The following is a 26,104-nucleotide window of genomic DNA, read 5'->3' as shown; positions in this document are numbered from 1 at the left end:
CATGCCAAAGAGACGGCGGTCGGCCCAGACCTCGGGGCCAACCGCCTTCTCTTCGTTACGTATTCGACCCGTCGTCAATAATGGGCCGAATCAGCCAAGATGGGGCTCAATGACCCAATCGCCCTTGCGCATGACGCCCTTCAGCGTGAAGTCCGCGTCCAGGACCACCAGGTCGGCGTCCTTGCCCGGCTCCAGCGAGCCGACCTTGTCGTACACGCCGAGCAGGCGCGCCGGGTTGGCGGAGATGGACTGCACGACGTCGTCGACCGGGATCCTGTCGAGGGTGACGGCCCGGCGGAACGCGGTGTCCAGGGTGAGTGTGGAGCCCGCGATCGAGCCGCCCTCGACGAGCCGGGCGACGCCGTCCTTGACCTCGACGGCGAGCGGGCCCAGCTGGTACTGACCGTCACCGAAGCCGGCCGCGTCCATCGCGTCCGTGATCAGGGCGACGCGGGCGGCGCCCGCGTGGTGGTAGGCCAGCTCCAGGGCGGCCGGGTGCAGATGCGTACCGTCGTTGATCAGCTCGACGGTGATCCGCTCGTCCTCCAGGAGCGCGGCGATCGGGCCGGGCTCACGGTGGGCGAGCGGCGGCATCGCGTTGAACAGGTGGGTGGCGACGGTGGCGCCCGCGTCGATCGCCTCGACGGTCTGCTCGTACGTCGCGTCGGTGTGCCCGATCGCGGCGATCACCCCGTGCTCGGCGAGCAGCCGCACCGACTCGATGCCGCCCGGCAGTTCGGTGGCGAGCGTGAACATCTTCGCGGTGCCGCGCGCCGCGTCCATCAGCTTGCGGACCTCGGCCGGGTCCGGGTGGCGCAGCAGCTTCTCGCTGTGCGCGCCCTTGCGGCACGGCGAGATGAACGGGCCCTCGAAGTGGATTCCGGCCAGATCGCCCTGCTCGACGAGCTCCGAGAGGATGCCGGCCCGCTGGGCGAGGAAGTCCATCTCGCCGGTGACGGTGGAGGCGACCAGGGTGGTGGTGCCGTGCTCGCGGTGGGTGCGGACGCCGGTCAGGACCTCGTCCACGGTGCCGGAGGTGAAGGACGCGCCGCCGCCGCCGTGGTTGTGCATGTCGACGAAGCCGGGCACGACCCAGTGGCCGGTCAGATCGACGGTCCGGGCGTCTTCATGTGGACTGCCGGCGATCCGGGTGCCCTCGACGATCACCCGCCCGTTCTCGACGGTCCCGGTGGGAAGAACCACCCTGGCCCCTGCGAGAACCGTGCTGTCTGCGCGTCCGGCCATCAGGCGGATACCTCCGTGGAGAGAAGATCCCAGGCGAGCAGCCCTGCGCCCAGGCATCCAGCGGTGTCCCCGAGGGCCGCCGGGACGATGTGGGGCAGCTTCTGGAACGTGACGCGTTCCTCGACGGCCGCACGGAGTGGTACGAACAAGGTTTCCCCCGACTCGGCGAGCCCGCCACCGATGATCAGCGTGCGCGGGTCGAGCAGGGTGAGCGCGGTGACCAGCCCGGCGGCGAGCGCGTCGACCGCGTTCTGCCAGACCCGTACGGCCGCGGGATCGCCCGACTCGACGGCCTTCGCGCAGTCCGCCGCATCGGCTTCCGGGTCGCCCGAGGCGGCGGCCCAGGCGCGGCTGACCGCGGAGGCGGAGGCCAGGGTCTCCAGACAGCCGCGCTGTCCGCAGCCGCAGTCCGGCCCGTCCGGCCGGACCACGATGTGCCCGATTTCGCCCGCGTATCCGTGCGCACCGGCCTCGATGCTGCCTGCGATGCCGATGGCCCCGGCGATACCGGTGCCCAGCGGCACGAAGAGGAAGCGGTCGGCGCCCTTGCCCGCGCCGATCCGGCCCTCGGCGAGGCCACCGGTCCTGACGTCGTGGCCGAGCGCGACGGGCACTCCGCCGAGCCGCTCGCCGAGCTTGTCCCGCATCGGTACGTCGCGCCAGCCGAGGTTCGAGGCGTAGACCGCGATCCCGTTCTCCGCGTCGACGATGCCCGGCACGGCGACACCGGCCGCGGCGGCACTCTCGCCGAACTGTTCCTCGCCGTGGGCGCGCAGCTCCGCGGCGAAGGCGAGGATCGACTCCACGACGGCGTCGGGCCCGCGCTCCCGGCCGGTCGCGCGCCGGGCCTCGTGCAGCAGGGTGCCGTCGGCCCCGACCAGGGCGGCCTTCATTCCGGTGCCGCCCACATCGAGGGCGATGACGTGTTTCACGGGAAACAGTTTCGCCCGCCGGACCCCGATAGGTCTAGTCCACTCTCGTTGTTTGTTGCGCATCCATACAAAACGATGAGAGCGGTCGGCGCGGCCCCCGGCTCAGGGCGCCAGGATCACGCTGCGCGAAAGATTGCGCGGGTGGTCGGGGTCGTACCCCTTCGACTCCGCGATCTCGACCGCGAGCCGCTGGGCCCGGATCAGATCGGCCATCGGGTCGGCCGTGACATGGGCCACCAGCGTGCCGCCCACCCCCGCGACCTCGCCCGCGAGTCCCTCGGGCAGTGCGCCGAACACCCACGCGACCCGGTTCGGACCGGTGATCGAGATCGGTCCGTGGCGGTACTCCATCGCCGGGTACGACTCGGTCCAGGCACCTGCCGCCTCGCGCATCTTGAGCCCGGCCTCCTGGGCCAGCCCGTACGTCCAGCCGCGCCCCAGGAATGTCCACTGCTCGGCCGCGACGACCGCCTCCGCCAGCGGCTCCGTCACCGCGAGCTCCGCGTCGACCGCTGCCTCGGCGACCGTCTTCACCCCCGCCGGAAGCGGACCTGCCGCCTCCAGGCCGGCTCGCAGGAAGGCCAGCGCGGTGGTGGCGAACCGGGTCTGGACGACCGACTCCTCGTCCGCCCAGTCCAGTACGGCCACGGCGTCGGCGGCGTCCATCACGGGCGTCCTCGGGTCGGCGGTCAGTGCGACGGTGGCCACCTTGCCGCGCAGCTCACCGAGGAGGTCGAGGACCTCGGTCGTCGTGCCGGAGCGGGTGATCGCCACGACGCGGTCGTACGGACGCCCCGCCGGGAACTCCGAGGAGGCGAACGCATCGGTCTCGCCCTGCCCGGCCGCCTCGCGCAGCGCCGCGTACGCGATAGCCATGAACCAGGAGGTGCCGCACCCGGTGACGGCGACCCGCTCACCCGGCCGCGGCAGTCCGTCGAACGCGGCCCCTGCCTCCGCGGCGCGCCGCCAGCAACTGGGCTGGGTGGCAATCTCTGATGCGGTACGGGACATGCTGGACGGCTCCTCGGTGCGTGGGGAACAGTAACGACGGGGCGGTGCGGAACAGTGGGCGCGGAAAGGTACAGACCACGAAGTGCCGTGTGCCGAGATGTACTTAACAGCGGGTCCCGTTCCCGTGCAATGACACCCCGGACCATCCGGACACAGGTCCGGTTACGTTGCAGAAGCGATACTTCTCTGGTGTAGACCGCCCTTGGCGACATGGGTAAAAATCGCAGCTCATCCGGACGGTCGGGTGGTCACCGAATCGATGAGGATGGACTGGCTGTGCAGCGGCACTACTTGGCACTGACCGCGGCGGTAGCCGCACTCGGCATGGCGGCAACGTTGTCGGGCTGTGGCACCGGCAGCGCAGCGGGGGACGTCACCCTCAAACTCGTCGCGGCCGACTACGGCAACAGTGCGGCGAACAGCTCCACGAAGTACTGGGACGAACTCGCCAGGAACTTCGAGGCGTCCCACGACGGCATCAAGGTCGATGTCAACGTCTATTCGTGGAAGGACGTCGACCGCAAGGTCGCCGAGATGGTGAAGAAGGGGCAGGCCCCGGACATCGCGCAGATCGGTGCCTACGCGGACTACGCCAAGGCCGGGAAGCTCTACAGCGCCGACGACATGCTCGCCATCCGCACGCAGGCGAACTTCCTGCCCCGGCTGGCCGATGCGGGCCAGTACAACCAGACCCAGTACGGACTGCCGTTCGTCGCCAGCACCCGGCTGCTCTTCTACAACAAGAAGTACTTCAGCCGGGCGGGCCTGGACGCCCCGAAGACCTGGGACGACATCCGTGACGACGCCGTGGTGCTCAAGCAGCGTGGCGTCACCTACCCGTTCGCGCTGCCGCTCGGTCAGGAGGAGTCCCAGGCCGAGACCATGATGTGGCTGCTCAGTGGGGGCGGCGGCTACACGGACGACGTCGGCTCGTACGACATCGACTCGCCCGAGAACATCAAGACGTTCGACTGGCTGAAGACGAACCTGGTCGACAAGGGGCTGGTCGGTCCGGTGGCCCCCGGAAAGCTGGACCGGGCGCAGGCGTTCGAGGCATTCACGAGCGGCAAGGTGGGGATGCTCAACGGGCACCCCACGCTGATGCAGGAGGCCGAGCGGAAGGGCGTCCAGGTCGGCATGGTGCCGCTGCCCGGTATCACCGGCCCGACCGAGGGGTCGATGGGCGTCGCCGACTGGATCATGGGCTTCAAGCAGAACAACCACCGCGAAGCCATCGGTAAATTCTTCGACTACATGTTCGAGGACAAGAACGTGGTGGCCTTCGCCGACGAGTACGACCTGCTGCCGGTCACCGACAGCGCGTCCGCGGTGATGGAGACGGACGCCAAGCACAAGCCGCTGCGGAAGTTCCTTGAGGCGCTGCCGAACTCGGAGTTCTACCCCGTCGGCAATACGTCGTGGGCGCGGACGAGCGAGCTGATCAAGCAGAACATCGGCAAGGCGGTGGAGCCGGGCGGCAGTCCGGCGGGTGTGCTGTCCGAGATCGCGCGGGGGGCGGCGACGGCGGAAGCGGCGGAGTAGCAGGCCGCGGCGCGGGCATTATGTTGGCTGATATGACCGCTTCCGAGAACGACTCCCACGGTGCGGAGACCCCGGACACGACGCAGCCGGGGCTCTCCGAGCGGGAGCGTGCGGTGCTGGCCGTGGAACGGCGGTCGTGGCCCGGGCCCGGGGCGAAGGAACGGGAGATCCGCGAGGGGCTGGGGATTTCGCCGACGCGCTACTACCAGCTGCTGAACGCGTTGCTGGACGACCGGCGGGCGCTGGAGGAGGACCCGGTGACGGTCAACCGGCTGCGGCGCGTGCGGGAGGCCCGGCGGGGGAGGCGTTAGCCCGGGCGTCGCTCCGGAAGGACCGGCCTCCGGCGTTCGAGGTGCGGGGTCCGGGGCGGAGCCCCGGGTCCCGGGAAGGGGCGGGGCAGGGGAACGGGCCTGCCGCAGGTGCAGCCGTAGCCGCGCTCCGTCGCCCCCGATAGGCTCGCCCCATGGGCAGCAACCCAGAGCGATCCCTCCCCACCCCCACCACGCCGGCCGGCCGTGAAGGCCTTGCCGCCCTCCTGGCCCGTCCCGACCGTGCCGTGGTCGCCCTCGACTTCGACGGCACCCTCGCCGACATAGTCCCGGACCCGGAGCAGGCCCGCGCCCACCCCGGCGCCGTCCCGGCCATCGCCGCGCTCGCCCCGAAGGTCGCCTCCGTCGCCGTGATCACCGGCCGCCCGGCCGGCGTCGCGGTCCGGCACGGCGGCTTCGCGGGCGTCCCGGGCCTCGACCACCTCGTCGTGCTCGGCCACTACGGCGCCGAACGCTGGGACGCCGTGTCCGGCACCGTCCACGCCCCCGCCCCGCATCCCGGTGTGGCGGCGGTCCGTGCCGAACTCCCGGGCGTTCTGCACCGGTTCGACTCCTGGCACGGCACATGGATCGAGGAGAAGGGGCAGGCGCTCGCCGTCCACACGCGCCGCGCCGCCGACCCGCAGGGCGCATTCGACGCGCTGCGCGGCCCGCTGGGCGAGCTCGCGGCCCTGCACGGACTGATCGTCGAGCCGGGGCGCCTCGTCCTGGAACTGCGCCCGCCCGGCATGGACAAGGGCGTGGCGCTCGCGAAGTACGTACGGGAGACGGACGCCGAGTCCGTCCTGTACGCCGGGGACGACCTGGGCGACCTCGCCGCGTACGCCGCGGTGGAGAAGCTCCGCACGGAGGGCCCCGACGGCATCCCCGGTCTGCTGGTGTGCAGCGGAAGCGCGGAAGTGCCGGAACTGGCCGAGCGGGCGGACCTGTTGCTGCCGGGTCCGGCGGCCGTGGTCGACTTCCTCGCGGCCCTCGCCCGGCGCCTCTGAACGATCGCCGCCGAACGGTCAGTCCCGCCGCAACGCCTCCAACTGCTCCAGGAACCACCGCTGCGGCGGCAGCGCAGTCGCCGCGGCAGCCAGCCGCTTCGACCGCTCCGCCCGCTCCCCGTCCGGCATCGTCAGCGCCTCGTGCAGCGCGGCGGCCGTCGCCGACACGTCGTACGGGTTCACCACGATCGCGTCCGCGCCCAGCTCCTCGTACGCCCCCGCCTCCCGCGACAGCACCAGCGCGCAGCCCTGGTCGGAGACCACCGGGACCTCCTTCGCGACCAGGTTCATGCCGTCGCGGATCGGGTTGACGAGCGCCACGTCCGCCAGCCGGTACGCCCCCAGCGAGCGCGCGAAGTCGTCGTTCACATGCAGCAGGACCGGGGTCCAATCGGGTGTTCCGTACGCCTCGTTGATGTCGTCCGCCAGCCGCTGCACCTCGGCCGTGTACTCCCGGTACACCGCCAGGTCCTGCCGCGACGGGTACGCGAACGCGACATGCACCACCCGCTCGCGCCACTGCGGGCGGGTGTTCAGCAGCTCCCGGTACGCCAGCAGCCCGCGCACGATGTTCTTGGACAGTTCCGTACGGTCGACCCGCACGATCGTCTTCCGGCCGGTGCCGCCCACCTGCTCCCGCAGGATCGCCATGCGTTCGTCCACGTCCGGCTGGTGCGCGCGACGGCGCAGGAAGTCCGCGTCCGCGCCGAGGCCGTGCACGCCGATCCTCGTCCGGCCGGTGCCGCCCAGGACCTCCGTGCAGCAGGCGGTGAACGCGTCCGCCCATCGCCGGGTCAGGAACGCCGTCCGGTCCGCGCCGAGCATGCCGCGCAGCAGCTGCTCCGCGATGTCGTCGGGCAGCAGGCGGAAGTAGTCGACCGGGGCCCACGGGGTGTGCGAGAAGTGGCCGATCCGCAGGTCGGGGCGGAGGTCGCGGAGCATGCCGGGGACCAGGGCCAGGTGGTAGTCCTGCACCAGCACCGCCGCGCCCTCGCCCGCCTCCTCGGCGAGCGCCTGTGCGAAGGCCAGGTTGTACGCCTCGAACGACGCCCACTGCCGGCGGAACTCCACGTCGAAGACGGGATCCAGCGGCGTCTGGTACAGCATGTGGTGGACGAACCAGAGCACCGAGTTCGCGATGCCGTTGTACGCGTCGGCGTGCACATCGGCGTCGATGTCGAGCATCCGTACGCCCGGCTCGGCGATCCCGCGCCGGACCGCCTCCCGGTCCCCGTCGCCGAGCGCCGCGCAGACCCACAGCTTGTCCTCGACGGCGCTCAGCCCGGAGACGAGTCCGCCGCCGCCCCGTTTGGCGCTGATCGAGCCGTCCTCGCTCAGTGCGTACGAGACCGGGCCGCGGTTGGAGGCGACGAGTACCTGGGCGGCAGATGTGATCACGTGCTCGGAGACCATGTTGCGGAATCTAGCCCGATCGCGAACCGCCCAAACGTGCGAAGTCAGGCCACCTCAGGCGGCGCGGCGCGAAACGTACTCCCTGATCTCCTGCATCGGCGGTCGTTCCTCCGTGTCCACGGCGTGCGTGCGTGGTACGAAGCCGGTCTCGCCCCGTTCGAACTGGGTGAGGGACGGTCGTACCAAGTGGCCGCGGGAGAGGCGCAGTTGTGCCGTCCGGTAGATCGCCGCCGCCATCCGGCCCAGCGCCTGCCCGTCCTGGTGGCGGTGTTTCCTGACCCCTACATCGACCTGTGCCAGCGCGTCCAGTCCCACGGTGTGCAGCGCATCCACGAGCAGGCCGAGTTCCACTCCGTAACCGACCGGGAACGGCAGCCGCTCCAGCAGCGAGCGCCGCACCGCGTACTCGCCGCCCAGCGGCTGGACGAAGCCGGCCAGCTGCGGCCAGTGCAGATTGAGCAGCGGGCGGGCCACCAGTTCCGTGACGCGACCGCCCTGGCCCGCTGTGTCTCCGAGCGGGCGGTCGTACATCGCCTTCACGAACTGCACCTCGGGATCGGTGAGCAGCGGGCCGATGATGCCGGAGACGAAATCCGCGGAGAAGTCCTTCAGGTCGGCGTCTATGAAGCAGACGATGTCACCGTCGGTGACCAGGAGTGATCGCCAGAGGACCTCGCCCTTGCCGGGCAGCGCGGGTATCCGGGGGAGTATGTCGTCACGGTGCACCACCCGGGCGCCCGCCTTCCGGGCGACCTCCGCGGTGGCGTCCGTCGACCCGGAGTCGATCACCAGCAGCTCGTCGACCAGCTGGACCTTCTCCATGAGCTCGACCCGGATCGTCTCGACGATCGCGCCGACCGTCGCCTCCTCGTTCAGGGCGGGCAGCACGACGCTCACACTCCCGCGCCGCGGATCCCTGGCCCTGGCGGCGACGAGCCGGTCCAGCGGACGGTCGGCGGCCGACCAGGAACGTCTGGTCAGCCAGCGTTCGACCTCTTCCAGCACGGTCGATACTCCCTGTATGTGATCCATCTCGCGGTTCGGACGGCTATCTCAACCGTCCGATGCTTCGGTTACAGTCTTGAACAACGCGGATGACCCTTGCATGCCGGGGTCCTCCGCCGATAAACGCCTGGATCGATGATCCAGTGCCACAGCGCTCATCCAGAGGGACTGAGGGAACGGCCCGTTGAAGTCCCGGCAACCCTCCTGCCGACCGCGAGGTCAGGTGGGGAAGGTGCCAATTCCGTCTCGTGGCGAAATGCGTCGCGAGGAAGATGAGGAGAAAGGGCCTCGCCATCATGGCTACGCAGACCGTTGCAGTGAGCACTAATTCTTCCGCCGAAGCTGTCGACCTCGGTCCCGCCGCGGCACTTTCCTGCCGCGAGTGCGGAGAGCGTTTCGAGCTCGGTCCCATTTTCGCCTGCGCGACCTGTTTCGGGCCGCTCGAAGTGGCGTACGACCTGCCGAGCGGCTCCCCGGACGAGCTGAAGAAGCGCATCGAGGCCGGGCCGAACAACATCTGGCGTTACGCGCCGCTGCTGCCGGTCCCCGCCGATGTCGCGGACAAGCCCAACATCAACCCCGGCTTCACCAAGCTGGTCAAGGCCGACAACCTCGCCCGCGAACTGGGCGTCACCGGCGGCCTGTACGTCAAGGACGACTCCGGCAACCCGACGCACTCCTTCAAGGACCGCGTCGTCGCGATCGCCGTCGAGGCCGCCCGCGCCTTCGGTTTCACCACTCTCTCCTGCTCCTCCACCGGCAACCTCGCCGGCGCCGTGGGCGCGGCCGCCGCCCGGGCCGGCCTGCGGTCCTGCGTGTTCATTCCGCACGACCTGGAGCAGGGCAAGGTCGTCATGGCCGCGGTGTACGGCGGTGAACTGGTCGGCATCGAGGGCAACTACGACGACGTCAACCGCTTCTGCTCGGAGCTCATCGGTGACCCGCTCGGCGAGGGCTGGGGCTTCGTCAACGTCAACCTGCGCCCGTACTACGGCGAGGGCTCCAAGACGCTCGCGTACGAGATCTGCGAACAGCTCGGCTGGCGGCTGCCCGACCAGCTCGTCATCCCGATCGCGTCCGGCTCGCAGCTCACGAAGATCGACAAGGGTCTGCAGGAGCTGATCAAGCTCGGTCTCGTCGAGGACAAGCCGTACAAGATCTTCGGCGCCCAGGCCGAGGGCTGCTCCCCGGTCTCCACCGCCTTCAAGGCCGGTCACGACGTCGTGCGCCCCCAGAAGCCGAACACGATCGCCAAGTCGCTGGCGATCGGCAACCCGGCCGACGGCCCGTACGTCCTGGACATCGCCCGCCGGACCGGCGGCGCCGTCGAGGACGTCGACGACGAGCAGGTCGTCGACGCGATCAAGCTGCTGGCGCGCACCGAGGGCATCTTCGCGGAGACGGCGGGCGGGGTGACGGTCGGCGTGACGAAGAAGCTGATCGAGGCCGGCCTGCTGGACCCGACGCTCACCACCGTCGTCCTCAACACCGGTGACGGTCTGAAGACGCTGGACGCGGTGGCCCCGACCACCGGTCCGACGGCGACCATCCGGCCCAGCCTCGACGCGTTCCGCGACGCCGGCCTGGCCCGCAGCTGATCCGACCACCGGGACGTCCACCCGTGACGTCCACCCGAGACGCAAGGAAGGCACCCACATGAGCGTCAAGGTCCGTATCCCCACCATCCTGCGCACCTACACGGGCGGTCAGGCCGAGGTCCCGGCCGAGGGCGCGACCCTCTCCCAGGTGATCGAGTCGCTGGAGCAGAACCACCCGGGCATCGCCGCGCGTGTCCTGGACGACCAGGGCAAGCTGCGCCGGTTCGTGAACGTGTACGTCAACGACGACGACGTGCGCTTCGAGGGCGGCCTGGAGGCGGCCACCCCGGACGGCGCCGGCATCTCGATCATCCCGGCCGTCGCGGGCGGCTGCTGACCTTCCGTCGCCCCGGCGCGGACTCTCCGTGGGCCCCGCGGCCGACTTCACAGCGTCACCGGAATTGCCCCCTCTGCGAGGTAAGCGGAGGGGGCAATTCTGCATGGTTAAGCGCGGTACAGTTGGGAAGTCCCCTCCGCTGCCCGTGCCGACCGCATATGAGAATGCGTCCGCCCGCGACAAGATGCAGCCAAAGTGTTCGAACTCCTTGCGCCATAAGTGGCCTTTGCCCGGCCCGAGTTGCCCTGGAATCGCATAAATTCCGCATATTCGGGCGTTCGGTGCTGCCCAGAATTCTCGTCCGATTGACCTGTTGCAGAGGGCAGTTGGGCAGATACATTCGGCCGCGGTCGACGCGTTCCGGCGCACGCACCCTCTCCTGTCGGAGGGTGAGTTCTGACCCGGGCCCGCGAAGTGCGGTCCTGTGCAAGGGCCAGTAATAGGGGAGTTAGGCATGGCTCAGGGCACCGTCAAGTGGTTCAACGCGGAGAAGGGGTACGGCTTCATCGCGGTCGACGGTGGTGCGGATGTTTTCGTCCACTACAGCGCGATCCAGATGGACGGGTACCGCACCCTCGAAGAGGGTCAGCGAGTTGAATTCGAGATCTCGCAGGGCCAGAAGGGGCCGCAGGCGGACATGGTCAAGCTCGCCGTCGGCTGAGCTCGGCGCGGTCGGCCAACGACACCACTCACGCATGAAGGGTCCGTACCCCCAGGGGGACGGGCCCTTCACGCGTGATGCCGACCGTCGCCCCGCGTGGCATGCCCGCGGCATCCCGCGCGCCGTCGCCCGGTCCGCACGTTGTCCACAACCGCCGGGGGCGCTTGCACTCGTGGGGGTCGAGTGCTAATCATTGCGTTAGCACTCTCCAGGTGAGAGTGACAGAACTTGGACCGGGCCGGTGAGGCCCGCAGGCTTGGTGGGGCAAGGAACCACCGGGCAGGCAGGCCGTCCGTCGCGGGCGCCACTCGGTCCGGAGAAATCCACCCCTGTCCGGGAGGACCACTTCACATGGCCAAGATCATCGCGTTCGACGAGGAGGCACGGCGCGGTCTCGAGCGCGGGATGAACCAGCTCGCCGACGCCGTCAAGGTCACCCTTGGCCCCAAGGGCCGCAACGTCGTCCTCGAGAAGAAGTGGGGCGCGCCCACGATCACCAACGATGGTGTTTCCATCGCCAAGGAGATCGAGCTCGAGGACCCGTACGAGAAGATCGGCGCAGAGCTGGTCAAGGAAGTCGCCAAGAAGACGGACGACGTCGCCGGCGACGGTACGACCACCGCCACCGTTCTCGCCCAGGCGCTCGTCCGTGAGGGCCTTCGCAACGTAGCCGCGGGTGCAAACCCGATGGCCCTCAAGCGGGGCATCGAGAAGGCCGTCGAGGCCGTCTCCGCCGCTCTGCTGGAGCAGGCCAAGGACGTGGAGACCAAGGAGCAGATCGCTTCGACGGCCTCCATCTCCGCCGCCGACACCCAGATCGGCGAGCTCATCGCCGAGGCGATGGACAAGGTCGGCAAGGAAGGCGTCATCACCGTCGAGGAGTCCCAGACCTTCGGTCTGGAGCTGGAGCTCACCGAGGGTATGCGCTTCGACAAGGGCTACATCTCGGCGTACTTCGCCACCGACATGGAGCGCATGGAGTCGTCCCTGGACGACCCGTACATCCTGATCGTCAACTCCAAGGTCAGCAACGTGAAGGACCTCCTTCCGCTGCTGGAGAAGGTCATGCAGTCCGGCAAGGCACTGCTGATCATCGCCGAGGACGTCGAGGGCGAGGCCCTGTCGACCCTGGTCGTCAACAAGATCCGTGGCACCTTCAAGTCCGTTGCCGTCAAGGCCCCGGGCTTCGGTGACCGCCGCAAGGCCATGCTCGGCGACATCGCCATCCTCACCGGTGGCACGGTCATCTCCGAGGAGGTCGGTCTCAAGCTCGAGAACGCCGGCCTGGACCTGCTGGGCCGCGCCCGCAAGGTCGTCATCACCAAGGACGAGACCACGATCGTCGACGGTGCCGGTGACAGCGACCAGGTTCAGGGTCGTGTCAACCAGATCCGTGCCGAGATCGAGAACTCCGACTCGGACTACGACCGCGAGAAGCTCCAGGAGCGCCTGGCGAAGCTGGCCGGCGGCGTGGCCGTCATCAAGGCCGGTGCCGCCACCGAGGTCGAGCTCAAGGAGCGCAAGCACCGCATCGAGGACGCCGTTCGCAACGCGAAGGCGGCCGTCGAGGAGGGCATCGTCGCCGGTGGTGGCGTGGCGCTGCTGCAGGCCTCCGCCGTCTTCGAGAAGCTGGAGCTCTCGGGTGACGAGGCGACCGGCGCCAACGCCGTCAAGCTGGCGCTGGAGGCCCCGCTCAAGCAGATCGCCGTCAACGGTGGTCTCGAGGGTGGCGTCGTCGTCGAGAAGGTGCGCAACCTGCCGATCGGTCACGGTCTGAACGCCGCGACCGGCGAGTACGTCGACATGATCGCCGAGGGCATTCTCGACCCGGCGAAGGTCACGCGCTCCGCTCTGCAGAACGCCGCGTCGATCGCCGCGCTGTTCCTGACCACCGAGGCCGTCATCGCCGACAAGCCGGAGAAGGCCTCTGCGGCCGCTCCGGGCGGCATGCCGGGCGGTGACATGGACTTCTGATCCTGACGGATCAGTAGTTTGGTCGCACATCGGCCCCCGGGACCTGTACTGGTCCCGGGGGCCGATGCCATGTCCGCGGCGGTGACGGCCGGTCAGCGGTCAGGAGAGCTTGCCGTCGTAGTCCGGGAGTTTGAACGTCCGCTCCGCGTGGCCGCCGACCAGGTCGCTGTCGTTGTTGCCGATGTTGGCGATGATCGTGTAGCCCCGGGCCTCGATCTCGGCGCGCTTGGCGGTCTTGTACGTGCTGACTTCGTCGAAGAGGTCGGGCAGGTCGCGGACATAGAGGCCGGTCACCGGGTAGCCGACCGCGGTGAGGTTGTGCTGCGTCAGCGAGGCGATGATGCCCGGGCGGGCGGTGACGAAGAAGATGGCGACGCCTTGGGAGTCGGCGTACCGGACCAGATCGCGGACCTTGGCGATCGCGGGGGTCGGGAACGTCCAGAAGTAGTGGAAGTCCGTCTCCAGCGACGAGTTGTCGATGTCGAGGACGATCGCCGGTTTCTGGCCCGCGGGGGTCTGTGCGATGCGCTGTTGGATGTAGGGGCGGGCCACGTCGATGACCGCGGCGACATCGCGCTGCCAGGTGGCGTAGTCGATGCCCAGGATGGCGGCATTGCCGCCGGGGGCCCAGGACGCGGTGGTGGCCCCGGCGGTGGGCGACGACACGGGGGCGGCCTGGGCGGCCGTGGCGGGCGCGACGAGGGCGAGAACGGCGGCCGCGGCGGCGACGCCCGCCGTACGGGCGGACCGGGTACGGCTTCGGCTCATGAGGGTGCCTCCTGTGTCGAGGTTGACATGCACGCGCCCAACCCTCGATGAGGCCGAGTCTCATGTCTACTGGCCGGTAGGAAACTTTTCATGGACGCACCATGAAATGGACGCACCAACGCCCCAACTCTCCTGCCGGCCCTCCAGGTTGTGAGCTCAGTGGCGGCGGCGGGGTTGCCTGCGCAAAGGTGCAGGCGCTCGCCGGATGGGGCGGGCCGGAGAGGCGTAGAACGACGCGTCCAGGGCCATGTGGCATTCCTCACAGCGAAAGTGCAGGCGGCGAAAGCAACTACACCCTTTCGTCTCTTCTGTCTCTCCCGGTGTTGTGGTGTTGATCGGAACGGGTGAAAAACTCGTGACGGTCGATCGTTGCCTCGGGCATACGATCGCCTCAAGTCGCATTGCGTGTCCCATTCCGCTGCGACCCCTTCTTCTCTTTCTCGGACTCCGAAGGGCTCTTGTGAAGATTCGCCGGATTCTTGCCACAGCTGTTGCCGCCGCAGTGACCACGCCTGTCCTCCTGCTGTCGGTCACCCCCGCGTTCGCCGACGACAAGCCGGCAGCGCAGACGCAGGAGAAGCCGTCCATCGCGGAGCTGGAAAAGGCCGCCGCCGCAGCGCAGGAGGCGTACGACGACGCCGTAGAGGCCCAGAGTGCCGCCTACGCGGCTCTGGAAGCGGTCCTGTCCGACACCGCTCCCCTGGCCGTGGCAGCCAAGGCCGCCGAGGCCGCGGCGGCCGACGCCGCCACCGCGAAGACCGACGCCGACCAGGCGGTCGTCGACGCCAAGGCGGCGGTCGACGCCCTCCCGGAGACAGCCACCGAGGAGGAGAAGACCGCGGCGGCGACGACTCTCACCGAGGCGGAAGCCGCCGCCGCAGCCGCTGCCGATGCCAAGACCGCCGCCGATGCCAAGGTCGTGGAAGCCCTGGACGCGCGTGACGACGAGCGGGTCGCCGCAACCCGGAAGCTGGACCAGGCGCAGAAGGCCACCGAGGCGGCGCTCGCTGACAAGACCGCCGCCGACGAGGCGCTGGCCAAGGCGAAGGAGGAGGCGGGCGAGGGCGGCGAGGACTGCGTCCCCGAGGCCAAGCTCACCACGGTCGTCACGGGTCTGCCGTCCACAGTCGTCGCCGGTACGAAGGTCACCTTCAATCTCCGGGTGACCAACGGCACCGACAAGACGATGGACGAGGTACTTCCGTTCGCCTACGTCCACGCGACCGACAAGAGCGGGCTCAAGGACATCGACGACCTGGTGCACCTGCAGTGGTCGTCCGCCTCGTCCTCGACGTGGAAGACCGTCGACAACGAGCACTACATGGACGCCGTCAGCCCGCTGAAGGCAGGCGCCCACGCCGACGTCAAGATGCGCCTCACCGTCGACGCCTCGGCCCCCGCGGGCAACGGCGTCACCTTCGTCGCCGGTGACTACTTCAACGACAACGGAACCTGCGGCGGGAACCCGGACCTCGAGGGCTACGAGTTCCTGATCGCCGCCGCGGGCAGCAAGCCCGGCAAGGTCGACGACGCCAAGCCGAGCACGACCGAGCCGAACACTTCGGACGTCGAGCCGCAGGGCGGTGCGTCGGCCAGCCCCGTGAACGGCAGCCTCGCCGCCACGGGCTCGTCCTCCGCGACGTCGCAGCTCGCCCTCGCGAGCGGCGCGGCCCTGGCGATCGGCGCGGGCGCGGTGTTTGTCGTACGCCGTCGCAAGGCCGGCTCCCACGCCTGACGCATGAGGCGGGGTGCCGACCAGGCACCCCGGCCCACGCGTTGACCGTCCAGCGGGCCCGACACCGAGCGGTGTCGGGCCCGCTGCGGTGACACGGCCGCCCCGGCGCGCAGCCACCTGCAGACCGTCGCCTGCGGGCCCGGAGTCCGGAGTCGCGGCCTCAGCGTCACGTGATTACGCCCTGCCTGTTGGGGCGGGGGACCATTGCGGCCCGCACCTCGGCCATCCGGTCGCGGACCCCGTCGGCCGGGATCCCGCGGCTGCCCGGCGGTACGGAGGCCTGCTCACCTCGGCATGGCCCGCACTCGCCGCCGGGCAGCGTCTCCGCCCGGCCCGGTGTGCCGCATTTCGCGCACTCGAGGACCCGCAGCGCGGCGGATGGGGTGGGCGGAGCGGCCCGTTCGGGTGGCATTTTGGTGGTCAGGCGGCTGCGGACCAGTGCCGCCGCGTGATGCACCGGGACCGGCAACCCGTCGGTCAGTGCGTGCAGCAGCTGTACCTCGGTGGCGCCCCGGTCGAACCACGCTGTGACATACGGCTCCAGCGCCGTGCAGTCCGTCGACGACAGGCTCAGCGCGGGTGCGGTACGGCCGAGCGCGGCCAGCAGGACGAATGCCCGGGAACGGGTCGGCCGCCGTTCTTCCGGCGGAACGTCGCCCCTGGTGAACGCAGCCCACCAGCCGTCGTCGCGAGGCGTGCGGGAGAAGAACGTACGCGTCACCCAGCGTGCGCTGCCCGAGCCGATGACGTGCTCGCTGCCTCGGCGCAGATGCCCGGCCCGCTGGAGGTTGTTCAGCGCGGTCCGCAGTGCGCACTGCCCGTACGGCAACACCTTGGCCAGCGTCTTCACGGAGATGTCGGCGCCGTCCGGCAGCCGGTCGACATAGGCGGTGACGGCGGCCTCACGCGGCGGAAGGTGCGCGAAGTCGTGTGCGGTACGGGGCCGTTGGCCGGACGCGGACCGCTTGCCGTAGCCCGGGTTGGCCATCGGGTGCGGCGGTGTGCGCGGGCTGTGCGGGGGTACGTGCGGTGCGCACGAGGCAGCACTAAGCTGACTGTCAGCCATGGGATCGCTCTTTTCGATCTTGCTGGTCAGGCCCCTGTTCGGTGTTCCAGCACCGGCAGGGGTCGTTCGTTGTTCGGAACGCTAGAGCGTCCGCACCGTGCGTGGCAAGCCGGTCACGAAAAGTGAACTTGCCTGCTGGGGAGGGTGGGTGGGTTGAAGCCCTCCACCCCTTCCTCGAAAAGAGCGCTCGGAGTACGGGGCTTGAGCCCCGGGCCTCAGTTGCGCTTGAGATCCGCGACGAAGGACGACCACGCCGCCGTACGGAACACGAGCGCCGGGCCGTCGGGGACCTTGGAGTCGCGGACGGGGACGACGCCGGGGTGGCCGTCGGCGACTTCCAGGCAGTCGCCACCGCTTGCTCCGCTGTACGAGGACTTGTGCCAGGTTGCCGTGGCCAGGTCGTAGTAGTCAGAACTGCTGAGCTTCATGGGCGTAATCCTCCGCCACCGACTCGATCAGGGCCAGGGACGCTTCCGGTGACAATGCGCTGGCCGCCACCAGATCGTAGGTCAGTTCGTAGTGCCTGACGGTGGCGGGATCGTCGTGCAACTTCCCTGTGCCCAGGCCCTGAAGGTAGGCGAGCGGGGGCGCGTCATCGAAGGACATCAGCTTGAGCGGGCCTTCCATGGCCATGTGTGCGCCCGCGTTGAACGGCAGTACCTGCACGATGATCCGGTGTTCGCGTGCCAGCTTCAGGATGTGGTTGAGCGCCTCTGCCATCACTGCCGGTCCGCCGACCTTCCGACGTAAGACCGCCTCATCCAGCACCGACCAAAACAAGGGCGTTGTTGGATCGGAAAGCAGCTGCGCGCGATCCAGCCTCACTCTGGTCAGGTCGTCGACCGCGCTCTCCGCTGCCATCGGCAGTCCTCCCCGGAACACCGCCCGTGCGTACGCCTCCGTCTGCAACAGCCCGGGGATCAACTGCGGCGCGTACTCCTTGATGGTCCTCGCGACGGCCTCCGCCTCCGCCGCCTCCGCGAAGTGGTCCGGGTACTTCGACTTCTTCAGGGCGACGCAGTTCCGCACGAAGAACCCGTCCGTCGTCAGGATCTCGTCGAACTTCTGGGCCTGGTCCAACTGCATCCGGCGCGTACCGGACTCCAGTTGGCCGATGAACGAGCCGCTGACGAAGAGCGGGAGCCCGAGTTCTTCCTGTGAGAGGCCGGCACTGTCCCTCCGGTGGCGGAGTTCGGCGCCGAGGAGGGCGCGGGGCGAGGAGGACGGGTCGAGTTTCTTGGGGCCCGGCATGGCAACTCCCTGTGACACACCTGCGGTTGTTGGACCTGCGCCACTTCCAGGCTAGTCGGGCGTCGGACACGCTGGGTAGGCATTGCGATTACCGAGCGTGGAAGGTGTGCAGGATGACCAGTACGGAGCGACGACGGGTTGCCGCCGGAAGAGTGCAGGAGGCGGAGGACGCGGTGGAGACGCTGAGACAGGGGTTGAAGGGCGTAGGGCTCACGCTGCCGTCGTTGCGGATCGATCCGGTGTCGTGCTCGGGGAACGAGCCCGCGCCGCTGGTGGATCTGGGGCGCTGCAACATCGACACGGCGCTGCAGCTGAGCGCCGTTCTGGAGAAGAAGTGTGACGGGGAGGCCGGTCATGACGGGTGAGGGACTCGAACCGTGTACGCCGGAGCCCGGGACGTACGCGGTGGACTCGCGGGACGGGCGAGTAGGGCGCGTGATGGGGTGCGTCGGACCGTACGTGCAGCTGCGGCCGCCAGGTGGAGGGGCCGAGTGGGACTGCCCACCGGAGTCCGTGCAGCCGGCCTCGCCCGGGGATGCGCTGCGGGCCAGGGTCAGGGAGGTCAACCGGGAGGGGCGGCTGCCGTGAGACACACGGAGGGCGGCACCCGTGCGGGTGCCGCCCTCCGTTGCGTCACGGGATCAGGCGCGGGCCGGCTCCGGTGCCGGGTCGGTGACCGGGGCAGCCGGGCCGCCGGTTGCGGCGACCGCCGAAACCGCCGGCTCCTGCGACACGTTGAACTCCGCCAGCAGGTCCTTGCTGAAGCCGAAGAAGTACGTGGCGACGAAGCCCGCCAGGTAGCCGACCAGCAGGCCGCCCGCGTAGATCGCGATCGTCGTGCCCAGGCCGTGGTTGCCGTCGAGGAGCGGGAACAGGGCCCAGCCGGACGGGCCGATCGCCGTGGAGCCGACCGCGCTGCCGAGCTGGTTGAAGAAGCCGACGAACGCCCCGCCGAACGCACCGCCCACGCACGCCGTGATGAACGGGCGGCCGAGGGGGAGCGAGACACCGTAGATCAGGGGCTCGCCCACGCCGAGCAGACCGGCGGGGAGAGCCGACTTGATCGTCCTGCGGATCGACTCGTTGCGGGGGAGACGGAGGTAGACCGCGAGGGCCGCACCGACCTGGCCCGCACCCGCCATGGCGAGGATCGGGAGGAGGACCGTGTAGCCCTGCTGCTCGATCAGCGTGGTGTGGATCGGGATCAGCGCCTGGTGCAGGCCCAGCATGACCAGGGGGAGGAAGAAGCCGCCGAGGACCAGACCCGCGCCCGCACCGCCGTTGGACAGCAGCCAGTTGGCGAAGTCGCCGATCGCGGTGGAGACCTCACCGGCCACGTACATCAGGCCGAAGATCGTCACGAGGCCGGAGATCAGCACCGTCAGCGTCGGGGTGACCAGGACGTCCAGTGCCTCCGGGACCCAGCGGCGGCACCACTTCTCCACGTACACCGCGAGGACCGCCGCGCCGAGCGCGCCCAGCACACCGCCCTGACCGGGGGAGAGCTTCTGGCCGAAGGCCTCGATGTCCGCGACGCCGGGGAAGACGATGATCGCGGCGACCGCACCGCCGAGGATCGGCGTGCCGCCGAACTCCTTCGCCGTGTTGTAGCCGACGAAGACGGCGATCAGCGCCATGAAGCCGGACGCCATTGCGCCGAGCGCCGGCGTCACCGACGTCAGCCAGCCCAGGTTCTTCAGCAGACCGTTGAGACCCGCGATGATGCCGCAGCCGATGAGGGCCGGGATCAGCGGGACGAAGATGTTCGCGATCTTCCGGAGGAAGAGCTTGAACGGGGTGGCGTTCTTCGCCTTCCGCGCCGCCTTGATCGCGGCGCCCTGGGCGGCGAGTTCGGCCGCGGTGGGAGTGGCGGTGGCAGTGGCCGGCTCGGCCGCGGTGGCCGGTTCGGGGGCGGCTTCGCGGGCCTCCCGCACCAGCTGTTCGAACTCCGGGGTGACCCGGGCGACGGTGCCCGGGCCGAGGACGATCTGGTACGTGTCGTCCTCGACCACACCCATGACGGCGGGGAGCGCCTTGAGGGCCTCGTCGTCGACGAGCGAGCGGTCGTGCAGGCCCAGCCGGAGCCGGGTCATGCAGTGGACGACGGAGCTGACGTTCGCGGCGCCACCGACGAGCGGAAGGATCGCGGCGGCAGTGGCGCGGTTCTTGTCTTCTGTAGCCATGGTGCGTGGTGCCTTGCTGTGCGGGGGGTGTCGGAGCGGTTCCCCGGATGGGGTCAGGTGGTGGTGCGTGGTGCAGCCGCGAGGGCGGCACGGAGGTGGCCGTCGGACGCGGACAGGAGTGTGGCGGCGGTGGGACCGTCGACCTGGCCGAGGATGGTGAGGATCGCGTTCTTCACCTCGCCGTCGGTGGCGGCGAGCGCGGCCTCGATCTCCTCGTCGGAGGCGCCGGTGGCGAGGGCGACGATCCGGCGGGAGCGGGCGCGCAGCTTCTCGTTGGAGGCGCGGACGTCGACCATCAGGTTTCCGTACGTCTTGCCGAGTCGGATCATCGTGATCGTGGACAGCATGTTGAGGACGAGCTTCTGCGCCGTACCGGCCTTCAGCCGGGTCGAGCCGGTGAGCAGCTCGGGACCGACGACGATCTCGACGGGGTGCTCGGCCGCGGCGCCGAGCGCCGAGTCCGCGTTGCAGGACAGGCCGATGGTCAGCGCGCCCTTGGCGCGGGCGTGCTCGACGGCCCCGATCGCGTACGGCGTACGGCCGGAGGCGGAGATGCCGACCACCGTGTCGTCGGGGGTGAGGTCCAGGGCGTCGAGGTCGGCGGCGGCGAGCTCCTTGCTGTCCTCGGCGCCCTCGACGGCCGTGATGATCGCGGACGGTCCGCCCGCGATCAGGCCGATGACCTCGGACGGGTCGGTGTTGAACGTGGGCGGGCACTCGCTGGCGTCCAGGATGCCGAGCCGGCCCGGGGTGCCCGCGCCCGCGTAGATCAGCCGGCCGCCACGGGCCATGCGGGCGGCCGTGCCGTCGATCGCCGCTGCGATCTCGGGCAGCCGGGCGGCGACGGCGGTCGGGACGGTCCGGTCCTCGCCGTTCATGATCCGGGCAATCTCCAGCGTGTCCAGCCGGTCGATCTCGGCGAGCTCGGGCCGGAACGCCTCGGTGGTGAGGGTGGCGAGCTCGGCGCGCAGCTCCCCGTACTCGGAGTCCCGGCCGGGCGTCGCGGCGTTGGCGTCGGTGGTGGAGGTCATGGACAGCGGCTCTGCTTTCTCGATCTCGTGTCTCGTGCGGTTCAGCGGGTACGGCGTTGTGGTCAGCGGGTGCTGCGAGGGGTGTGTCGGTGGGCGAGCGCCTCGTAGGAGGCGGCCAGCGCCGGGGCGGCCGTCTCGTACGTCCGCTGGGCGACGCCTATGAACAGGCAGTCCACGACGAGCAGCTGGCTCGTACGGCTCGACATCGCGGCAGGGCGCAGTTCGCTCTCGCGGGCGGTGGAGGTCGTCAGCACGTGGTCCGCGTACTGCGTCACCGGGCCGTCGGGGCGGCCGGTGATCGCGATCGTCGTCGCCCCCTGGTCGAAGGCCACCCGGAGCGGTTCGATCACATCGACCGTGGAGCCGGAGTGGGTGATCGCGATCGCCACATCGCCGGAGCGGAGCTGCACGGCGTTGGTCACAGCCAGGTGCGGGTCCATGTGGGCGTGCGCGATCAGGCCGATCCGGAGCAGCTTCTGCCCCAGGTCCTGGGCGACGAGGGAGGAGGCGCCCACGCCGTAGATGTCGATCCGGCGGGCGGTCGACGCGGCGGCGACGGCGGCGCCGAGCTGTACCGTGTCGAGCCCGGCGGCCGTGTCGGCGAGGGTCTGCTGCTCGTCGAAGGCGAGCTTGGCGACCACATCGGCGATCGGGTCGTCGACCGCTATGTCCGCCGTGACAGCGGGGGCGCGGCCGGACTGCTGGTGGGCGGCGAGCCCGGCCAGGGCGAGGCGCAGATCACGGTAGCCGGGGTAGCCGAGGAGGCGGGCCGTGCGGACCACGGTCGCCTCGCTGGTGCCGGTGAGCTCGGCGAGACCGGTGACCGTCAGGGCGGCGCAGCCGGCGGGGTCACCGGCGACGGCTTCGGCGACCCGCTGCATGGAGCGGGTCATGGACGGCGCGAGCGTCCGCACCTTGGCCGCGAGGGCGGCCGGTGCGGGCGGAGAATCACCGCTGAAACTTTCCTTCAGGTCATTGGTCACATTTGAAAGATATTTTCAACCCTGCGACCCGTCAACCCCTCTTTGGTCCCGACCTCTGGCGGTACCGAGAATCTGTCTGTGACGGAGGCCGTCCTACGGCGAAGGCCGGTTGGATGCGGGGTGAGAATGACTCCATGGAGTTGAACCGCCTGGAGCAGGCGCTGCATACCGCCCGCGCGCTGGTGATGGCCGATCTCGCAGCCGGCGACGTCGCCGAGGCCGAAATCGTCTCCCTCGTCGAGGACGCGGTGACGCACCGGCGCTGGTGGGTCGAACAGTGGCCGGACGGCGTGGAGTACCTGGTCGGCCTGGTCGCCCAGGACGTCCAGGACGCGCTGCTGGAGCGTTACGGCCGGTGGCCGGTCTGCCCGGTCTGCGACGCCGGCGACCCGCACGCCCTCGACGTCGAACCCGAACTGGGGCCGGACCCGCGCTGGGTATGCACCAAGGCGACCGTGATGGTGGCGCGCGTCGGCGCGCTGAGCGGGGTGCTGCGCCGGTGACGGTCTATATCGACCCGCCGGACTGGCCGGGTCACGGACGCCTCTGGTCGCACCTGGTGAGCGATGTCTCGTTCGAGGAGCTGCACGCCTTCGCCGCCTCGATCGGCTGCCCGCCGAAGGCCTTCGAGCGCGACCACTACGACGTACCGGAGACCCGGTACGCGGACGCGGTGCGGGCCGGGGCCCGCGAGATCGGCTCCAAGGAACTGGTGCGCCGGCTGACGGACGCGGGGCTGCGACGCCCCAAGGGACGCCCGGTTCCCGGCAGCTGAACGGATGCGGCCGACGCGGCCGCCGGGGTCACACCGCCGGGGCAGGCGCTTCCACGGACGCCTCCGGCGAAGCCGCCGCCGCGGGCGAACCGGTCACCCGGCGCGACCTGCCCCCGCCCTGCAGCCGCAGTGAGCACACCACCCCCACCAGCGCCAGCACCGTCATCGCCGCGCCCGCCCAGGCCGTCGCCGCGAACCCGAAGTCCGCGTCGATCACCGTGCCGCCCAGCCAGGGGCCGCCCGTGTTGCCCAGATTGAACGCGGCAGTCGTCGTCGCACCCGCCAGGGTCGGGGCCGCGCCCGCGATGTTGAACATCCGGGCGTTCAGTGCCGGGGCCGTGTAGAACGCCGACAGGCCCAGCAGGAACGCGAGCCCGACCGCGGCGACCTGGTTCGAGGCGAACAGCGCCAGCGCGACCAGGAAGACCGTCGACGCCGCGATGCCGCTCATCAGCACCCCGAAGAGGTGCGCGTCCGCGACCCGGCCGCCGATCGTCGTGCCGATCAGCGCACCGACCCCGAACAGCGCGAGCACCGTCGGCACCCAGCCCGAGTCCAGCCCGGCGACATCCGTCAGCAGCGGCGCGAGATAGCTGAACGCGCAGAAGACCCCGCCCGCCGCCAGCGCCGTGACCATGATCGACAGCCACACCTGACGGTCACGGTAGATGGACATCTCCCGCTTGAGCTGCGGCTTCTCCGCAGGGAGCGGGATGCGTGGGATCAGCGTCGCCACACCGGCCAGAGCCACCGCCGACGCCGCACCGACCGCCCAGAACGCCGACCGCCAGCCGAGGTTCTCACCGAGGAACGCCCCCAGCGGTACGCCGAGGACGTTCGCGATCGACAGCCCGCCGATCATCACGGCCATCGCTCTGGCCCGCGCGTTCACCGGCACCATCGCGATGGCGACCGCCGCACCGACGGCCCAGAACCCGGCGCACGCGAAGGCGCTCACCACACGGGACGCGAAGAGCACCTCGTACGTCGGAGCAAGCGCACCCGCGACCTGCCCGAGGCCGAAGACCGAGATCAGTGTGATCAGGGTGGTCCGGCGCGGCAGCCGGAGCGTGGCCACGGCGAGCAGGGGTGCACCGATCACCATGCCGATGGCGAAGGCGGATATCAGGAGCCCGGCCCGGGGGATGGACACATTCATGTCGTCGGCGATCGGCGGCAGCAGCCCGGAGAGCATGAACTCGCTCGTACCCAGGGCGAAAACCGAGAGCCCCAAAATGTATACGGCCAAGGGCATACGGGTGCGATGACGAACGGCAGAGTCGGGCATGACAGGTGCCAACGACGATGCAGTCCGTTACATTCCCGTATCGGCGGATCGTGCCGACTGTCTCAACGGGTGAGCAGCTCGAGCTCCGTGAGCAGGTTCTGCCGGGCACGCGGCTCCCACTCCGCGATCCCGTGCGGCGTACGGAACAGCCTCGGCAGCCCCAGCAGCTGACGCAGTACGGCTGCCCGGCCGTCCCGGAACGCGTCGTCGGGGACGAAGCCGTACTCCTCCCGTACCTGCGCCGCGTACTCCGCGTACTCCTTGGGGGCGGCCGCCAGGATCGCCAGATCCGCGTCGCACAGCACCTCGCCGTTGGTGTCGCCGGCCGCCGGGTCGTGAGTGACGGTGAGCCGGACCAGTCGCGCCACTTCGGCGGTGATGTCGTCCGGGACACCGGCCTCGGGCAGGGCGCGCTCGGCCAGAGCGGCGCTGCGCTCCTCGTTCTCGGAGCGGTCCGGGCGGTACACCGCGTCGTGGAACCACGCGGCGAGGCGGACGGCGTCCGGGTCGGCGGCGTGGCCGGCCAGTGTGTCGATGCGGTCGAGGACCGCCGTCAGATGGGCCGTGGTGTGGTAGCGGCGCTGCGGTTCGGCCCAACGGGCAAGGAAGTTGTCGGCGTAGGGGCGCGGATCGGGAGTGGGGGCGCCGCCCCGGACGGCGACGAGGGCCGCGTGCCAGCGGCCACGGAGGACGTCGGCGGCAGTTCCCGCCTCGTGGACGCTGCCCGCCTCGTGGGCGGCCGCGGAGGCACTGCTTTCGCGCGAGCTGTCGGTCATGGGACGACCCTAAGGGCCGGCCGGCCGCCGGAGGACCGGGCCGCGTCGCCGGGACCGGGGCGGCCCGTCGAGGGCCGCCCCGGTCGTTGTGCGGTGTGCCGGACCGGTCAGTGGCCGGGCGGGGTGTCCAGGGCCAGTGCGGCGAAGGTGGCCAGCCAGTGGTCCGTGCTGAAGTCACCGGAGGAGACCGACGGCAGGCCGACGGCGAGATGAGCCTCGGCCGAAGCGGTCAGAGCGGTGTGGGCGGGGCCCTCGCCCAGCGCGTCGGCGATCGTACGGAGGGCCGCTGCCCGGCTCATGGTGAGGCCCAGGAGGTGGCCGATCTGCGGGTCCGAGTGGTCGGAGACCACGGGCGGGGTGAGCAGCGGAGAGTCCGTCAGCCCGGGCAGGAACCCGGCCAGCCAGGTCCGGAACTCCGCGACGGGCAGCACCCGGCGCATCGCGTCCGCCTCGGTCAGGGCGGGGGAGAGGAAGTCCTGCCCGGACGGCTCCCAGTGGGCGGGGGCGTCGTGGTCCTCGGCGAACCAGGTGCGCAGCCGTTCCGCCACCGCGTCGAGCACCGGGCGGGACAGACCGGCGCGCTCGCCCGCGTCCAGAACCATGCCCAGGCCGAAGGCGCTGTTGGGGTGGATTCCGTGCCTGATCGGGTACGTCGCCTTGGGCAGCCAAGCGGTGAGGAGTTCACCGACCGTCTCCACGGCGGGGGCGAGAGCGTCGGCCCAGCGGTCGCCCTCGGGGGTGGCGAGCGCGCGGCACTCCGCTGCCAGCGCCACCAGCCACGCCCAGCCGTAGGGGCGTTCGAAGTGCGGGCGCTTGCGGAGGTACGCCGCCTCGACGGCGAGGTTCTCCGGGGTGAGGTGGGAGTTCAGTACCTCGTGGACACGGGTGGTGACCGTGGCCGGGAGGTCGCCGGTGGCGGAGAAGCGGCGCAGCAGGCGGACGAGCAGCCAGTGCATGTGCACGGTGGAATGCCAGTCGTACCCCCCGTAGAAGGCGGGGTGCAGGGTGCGGGGCGCGACCAGTTCCTCGGGGCCGGCGTACAGGTGGGCAGGGGCGTTGGGGTACTCGCGTACGACGTTGGCGAGGGCCAGTTCCGTGAAGGGGACGGCGTACGCGGCAGGGAGCGCGGGGGACATCGGGGTCACTCCAAGGGGGTGGGCGAGCGGCTCGGGTCAAGGGGCGGCTCGGGCCGGGGGGTCAGGGGCGGCTGGG

The 26,104-nt window shown here is 70.2% G+C and carries 27 protein-coding genes and 1 riboswitch; of the genes, 12 read left to right on the top strand and 15 right to left on the bottom strand.

Annotated features, from left to right (window positions below; genetic code table 11):
• Positions 1–90 precede the first annotated feature (90 nt).
• The 3 genes from nagA to OHA88_RS22315 all read right to left on the bottom strand — a co-directional run bounded on the left by nagA (position 91) and on the right by OHA88_RS22315 (position 3,188).
• Positions 91–1,245: an N-acetylglucosamine-6-phosphate deacetylase gene (gene nagA, locus OHA88_RS22325; RefSeq protein WP_328626808.1), complete on the bottom strand. Its 1,155-nt coding sequence runs from the start codon at positions 1,243–1,245 to the stop codon at positions 91–93.
• Positions 1,245–2,177, bottom strand: coding sequence for an ROK family protein (locus tag OHA88_RS22320; RefSeq protein ID WP_328626807.1), 933 nt, complete (start codon positions 2,175–2,177; stop codon positions 1,245–1,247). The genes nagA and OHA88_RS22320 overlap by 1 nt, the downstream gene beginning before the upstream one ends.
• Before the next feature lie 102 nt (positions 2,178–2,279).
• Positions 2,280–3,188: an SIS domain-containing protein gene (locus tag OHA88_RS22315; RefSeq protein WP_328626806.1), complete on the bottom strand. Its 909-nt coding sequence runs from the start codon at positions 3,186–3,188 to the stop codon at positions 2,280–2,282.
• A 276-nt stretch (positions 3,189–3,464) separates the two neighbouring features.
• On the opposite strand from OHA88_RS22315, the gene OHA88_RS22310 reads away from it, so the two are divergent.
• From OHA88_RS22310 to otsB, 3 genes are all read left to right on the top strand, one after another.
• A complete protein-coding gene (locus OHA88_RS22310; protein WP_443044274.1) occupies positions 3,465–4,730 on the top strand; it encodes an ABC transporter substrate-binding protein in 1,266 nt (421 codons plus the stop codon).
• A gap of 32 nt (positions 4,731–4,762) precedes the next feature.
• Positions 4,763–5,041 (top strand): DUF3263 domain-containing protein, encoded by a 279-nt coding sequence (locus OHA88_RS22305; protein WP_267003460.1) that lies wholly within the window; start codon positions 4,763–4,765, stop codon positions 5,039–5,041.
• Between the two features lie 152 nt (positions 5,042–5,193).
• Positions 5,194–6,048, top strand: a complete 855-nt coding sequence (gene otsB / locus OHA88_RS22300) for a trehalose-phosphatase (RefSeq protein WP_328626805.1) — start codon at positions 5,194–5,196, stop codon at positions 6,046–6,048.
• Between the two features lie 18 nt (positions 6,049–6,066).
• Here otsB and OHA88_RS22295 read toward each other — a convergent pair whose 3' ends face one another.
• Together OHA88_RS22295 and OHA88_RS22290 are read right to left on the bottom strand one after the other, a co-directional pair.
• On the bottom strand, positions 6,067–7,461 hold the full coding sequence (locus tag OHA88_RS22295; protein WP_328626804.1) for an alpha,alpha-trehalose-phosphate synthase (UDP-forming): 1,395 nt from the start codon (positions 7,459–7,461) through the stop codon (positions 6,067–6,069).
• 54 nt (positions 7,462–7,515) lie between these two features.
• Entirely contained in the window at positions 7,516–8,466 is a 951-nt protein-coding gene (locus OHA88_RS22290) for a glucosyl-3-phosphoglycerate synthase (RefSeq protein WP_326605075.1), read from the bottom strand.
• Positions 8,467–8,618: 152 nt separating this feature from the next.
• Positions 8,619–8,745, top strand: a riboswitch (SAM riboswitch).
• A 17-nt stretch (positions 8,746–8,762) separates the two neighbouring features.
• On the opposite strand from OHA88_RS22290, the gene thrC reads away from it, so the two are divergent.
• From thrC to groL, 4 genes are all read left to right on the top strand, one after another.
• A complete protein-coding gene (gene thrC / locus OHA88_RS22285; protein WP_328626803.1) occupies positions 8,763–10,064 on the top strand; it encodes a threonine synthase in 1,302 nt (433 codons plus the stop codon).
• 58 nt (positions 10,065–10,122) lie between these two features.
• Positions 10,123–10,401 carry a MoaD/ThiS family protein gene (locus OHA88_RS22280; RefSeq protein ID WP_030933077.1) on the top strand — a complete coding sequence of 93 codons (279 nt, stop codon included), beginning with the start codon at positions 10,123–10,125 and terminating at the stop codon, positions 10,399–10,401.
• Between the two features lie 454 nt (positions 10,402–10,855).
• Complete coding sequence (locus tag OHA88_RS22275) at positions 10,856–11,062, top strand: cold-shock protein (protein ID WP_003967346.1); 207 nt, start codon at positions 10,856–10,858, stop codon at positions 11,060–11,062.
• Positions 11,063–11,413: 351 nt separating this feature from the next.
• Entirely contained in the window at positions 11,414–13,036 is a 1,623-nt protein-coding gene (groL, locus tag OHA88_RS22270) for a chaperonin GroEL (protein ID WP_030933074.1), read from the top strand.
• Between the two features lie 99 nt (positions 13,037–13,135).
• Here groL and OHA88_RS22265 read toward each other — a convergent pair whose 3' ends face one another.
• Complete coding sequence (locus tag OHA88_RS22265; protein WP_328626802.1) at positions 13,136–13,804, bottom strand: HAD family acid phosphatase; 669 nt, start codon at positions 13,802–13,804, stop codon at positions 13,136–13,138.
• Between the two features lie 460 nt (positions 13,805–14,264).
• Here OHA88_RS22265 and OHA88_RS22260 point away from each other — a divergent pair, with 460 nt between their 5' ends.
• Complete coding sequence (locus tag OHA88_RS22260; protein WP_328626801.1) at positions 14,265–15,539, top strand: LAETG motif-containing sortase-dependent surface protein; 1,275 nt, start codon at positions 14,265–14,267, stop codon at positions 15,537–15,539.
• A gap of 166 nt (positions 15,540–15,705) precedes the next feature.
• Here OHA88_RS22260 and OHA88_RS22255 read toward each other — a convergent pair whose 3' ends face one another.
• From OHA88_RS22255 to OHA88_RS22245, 3 genes are all read right to left on the bottom strand, one after another.
• Positions 15,706–16,605 (bottom strand): hypothetical protein, encoded by a 900-nt coding sequence (locus tag OHA88_RS22255; RefSeq protein WP_443044271.1) that lies wholly within the window; start codon positions 16,603–16,605, stop codon positions 15,706–15,708.
• A gap of 215 nt (positions 16,606–16,820) precedes the next feature.
• A complete protein-coding gene (locus OHA88_RS22250; RefSeq protein ID WP_328626800.1) occupies positions 16,821–17,033 on the bottom strand; it encodes a DUF397 domain-containing protein in 213 nt (70 codons plus the stop codon).
• Positions 17,014–17,856 carry a helix-turn-helix domain-containing protein gene (locus OHA88_RS22245; RefSeq protein ID WP_328626799.1) on the bottom strand — a complete coding sequence of 281 codons (843 nt, stop codon included), beginning with the start codon at positions 17,854–17,856 and terminating at the stop codon, positions 17,014–17,016. Before OHA88_RS22245 ends, OHA88_RS22250 begins: the two co-directional genes overlap by 20 nt.
• Before the next feature lie 113 nt (positions 17,857–17,969).
• Between OHA88_RS22245 and OHA88_RS22240 the strand changes: the two genes are divergently transcribed.
• On the top strand, positions 17,970–18,221 hold the full coding sequence (locus OHA88_RS22240; RefSeq protein ID WP_328626798.1) for a hypothetical protein: 252 nt from the start codon (positions 17,970–17,972) through the stop codon (positions 18,219–18,221).
• Entirely contained in the window at positions 18,211–18,444 is a 234-nt protein-coding gene (locus OHA88_RS22235) for a hypothetical protein (RefSeq protein ID WP_267003437.1), read from the top strand. Before OHA88_RS22240 ends, OHA88_RS22235 begins: the two co-directional genes overlap by 11 nt.
• Positions 18,445–18,497: 53 nt before the next feature.
• On the opposite strand, the gene OHA88_RS22230 is transcribed toward OHA88_RS22235, so the two are convergent.
• From OHA88_RS22230 to OHA88_RS22220, 3 genes are all read right to left on the bottom strand, one after another.
• On the bottom strand, positions 18,498–20,039 hold the full coding sequence (locus OHA88_RS22230; RefSeq protein WP_328626797.1) for a PTS transporter subunit EIIC: 1,542 nt from the start codon (positions 20,037–20,039) through the stop codon (positions 18,498–18,500).
• 53 nt (positions 20,040–20,092) lie between these two features.
• Positions 20,093–21,070 carry an N-acetylmuramic acid 6-phosphate etherase gene (gene murQ / locus OHA88_RS22225; protein WP_326605084.1) on the bottom strand — a complete coding sequence of 326 codons (978 nt, stop codon included), beginning with the start codon at positions 21,068–21,070 and terminating at the stop codon, positions 20,093–20,095.
• A 62-nt stretch (positions 21,071–21,132) separates the two neighbouring features.
• Positions 21,133–22,053 (bottom strand): MurR/RpiR family transcriptional regulator, encoded by a 921-nt coding sequence (locus OHA88_RS22220; RefSeq protein ID WP_267003431.1) that lies wholly within the window; start codon positions 22,051–22,053, stop codon positions 21,133–21,135.
• A 134-nt stretch (positions 22,054–22,187) separates the two neighbouring features.
• Between OHA88_RS22220 and OHA88_RS22215 the strand changes: the two genes are divergently transcribed.
• Together OHA88_RS22215 and OHA88_RS22210 are read left to right on the top strand one after the other, a co-directional pair.
• The gene (locus OHA88_RS22215) at positions 22,188–22,556 is read left to right on the top strand and encodes a hypothetical protein (protein ID WP_328626796.1); all 369 of its coding nucleotides are present in this window, start codon (positions 22,188–22,190) and stop codon (positions 22,554–22,556) included.
• Positions 22,553–22,828 carry a DUF4031 domain-containing protein gene (locus OHA88_RS22210; RefSeq protein WP_093779569.1) on the top strand — a complete coding sequence of 92 codons (276 nt, stop codon included), beginning with the start codon at positions 22,553–22,555 and terminating at the stop codon, positions 22,826–22,828. The genes OHA88_RS22215 and OHA88_RS22210 overlap by 4 nt, the downstream gene beginning before the upstream one ends.
• 28 nt (positions 22,829–22,856) lie before the next feature.
• On the opposite strand, the gene OHA88_RS22205 is transcribed toward OHA88_RS22210, so the two are convergent.
• The 3 genes from OHA88_RS22205 to OHA88_RS22195 all read right to left on the bottom strand — a co-directional run bounded on the left by OHA88_RS22205 (position 22,857) and on the right by OHA88_RS22195 (position 26,028).
• The gene (locus OHA88_RS22205; protein ID WP_328626795.1) at positions 22,857–24,083 is read right to left on the bottom strand and encodes a Cmx/CmrA family chloramphenicol efflux MFS transporter; all 1,227 of its coding nucleotides are present in this window, start codon (positions 24,081–24,083) and stop codon (positions 22,857–22,859) included.
• A 95-nt stretch (positions 24,084–24,178) separates the two neighbouring features.
• Complete coding sequence (locus OHA88_RS22200) at positions 24,179–24,892, bottom strand: HD domain-containing protein (RefSeq protein WP_267003421.1); 714 nt, start codon at positions 24,890–24,892, stop codon at positions 24,179–24,181.
• Between the two features lie 107 nt (positions 24,893–24,999).
• A complete protein-coding gene (locus tag OHA88_RS22195; protein WP_328626794.1) occupies positions 25,000–26,028 on the bottom strand; it encodes a DUF2891 domain-containing protein in 1,029 nt (342 codons plus the stop codon).
• Between the last annotated feature and the right edge of the window lie 76 nt (positions 26,029–26,104).

This window comes from Streptomyces sp. NBC_00353, assembly GCF_036108815.1.
Classification (GTDB): domain Bacteria; phylum Actinomycetota; class Actinomycetes; order Streptomycetales; family Streptomycetaceae; genus Streptomyces.
The sequence above is the reverse complement of the archived record's forward strand: the minus strand, read 5'-3'. Positions and strand labels throughout refer to the sequence as shown.

Coding starts and splice junctions, on each gene's coding strand:
- OHA88_RS22275 (WP_003967346.1), top strand. CDS start 10,856: ATGGCTCAGGGCACCGTCAAGTGGTTCAACGCGGAGAAGGGGTACGGC.
- nagA (WP_328626808.1), bottom strand. CDS start 1,245: ATGGCCGGACGCGCAGACAGCACGGTTCTCGCAGGGGCCAGGGTGGTT.
- OHA88_RS22255 (WP_443044271.1), bottom strand. CDS start 16,605: ATGGCTGACAGTCAGCTTAGTGCTGCCTCGTGCGCACCGCACGTACCC.
- OHA88_RS22215 (WP_328626796.1), top strand. CDS start 22,188: ATGGAGTTGAACCGCCTGGAGCAGGCGCTGCATACCGCCCGCGCGCTG.
- groL (WP_030933074.1), top strand. CDS start 11,414: ATGGCCAAGATCATCGCGTTCGACGAGGAGGCACGGCGCGGTCTCGAG.
- OHA88_RS22250 (WP_328626800.1), bottom strand. CDS start 17,033: ATGAAGCTCAGCAGTTCTGACTACTACGACCTGGCCACGGCAACCTGG.
- OHA88_RS22280 (WP_030933077.1), top strand. CDS start 10,123: ATGAGCGTCAAGGTCCGTATCCCCACCATCCTGCGCACCTACACGGGC.
- OHA88_RS22235 (WP_267003437.1), top strand. CDS start 18,211: ATGACGGGTGAGGGACTCGAACCGTGTACGCCGGAGCCCGGGACGTAC.
- thrC (WP_328626803.1), top strand. CDS start 8,763: ATGGCTACGCAGACCGTTGCAGTGAGCACTAATTCTTCCGCCGAAGCT.
- OHA88_RS22240 (WP_328626798.1), top strand. CDS start 17,970: ATGACCAGTACGGAGCGACGACGGGTTGCCGCCGGAAGAGTGCAGGAG.
- OHA88_RS22195 (WP_328626794.1), bottom strand. CDS start 26,028: ATGTCCCCCGCGCTCCCTGCCGCGTACGCCGTCCCCTTCACGGAACTG.
- murQ (WP_326605084.1), bottom strand. CDS start 21,070: ATGACCTCCACCACCGACGCCAACGCCGCGACGCCCGGCCGGGACTCC.
- OHA88_RS22305 (WP_267003460.1), top strand. CDS start 4,763: ATGACCGCTTCCGAGAACGACTCCCACGGTGCGGAGACCCCGGACACG.
- OHA88_RS22295 (WP_328626804.1), bottom strand. CDS start 7,461: ATGGTCTCCGAGCACGTGATCACATCTGCCGCCCAGGTACTCGTCGCC.
- OHA88_RS22245 (WP_328626799.1), bottom strand. CDS start 17,856: ATGCCGGGCCCCAAGAAACTCGACCCGTCCTCCTCGCCCCGCGCCCTC.
- otsB (WP_328626805.1), top strand. CDS start 5,194: ATGGGCAGCAACCCAGAGCGATCCCTCCCCACCCCCACCACGCCGGCC.
- OHA88_RS22265 (WP_328626802.1), bottom strand. CDS start 13,804: ATGAGCCGAAGCCGTACCCGGTCCGCCCGTACGGCGGGCGTCGCCGCC.
- OHA88_RS22200 (WP_267003421.1), bottom strand. CDS start 24,892: ATGACCGACAGCTCGCGCGAAAGCAGTGCCTCCGCGGCCGCCCACGAG.
- OHA88_RS22205 (WP_328626795.1), bottom strand. CDS start 24,083: ATGCCCTTGGCCGTATACATTTTGGGGCTCTCGGTTTTCGCCCTGGGT.
- OHA88_RS22230 (WP_328626797.1), bottom strand. CDS start 20,039: ATGGCTACAGAAGACAAGAACCGCGCCACTGCCGCCGCGATCCTTCCG.
- OHA88_RS22315 (WP_328626806.1), bottom strand. CDS start 3,188: ATGTCCCGTACCGCATCAGAGATTGCCACCCAGCCCAGTTGCTGGCGG.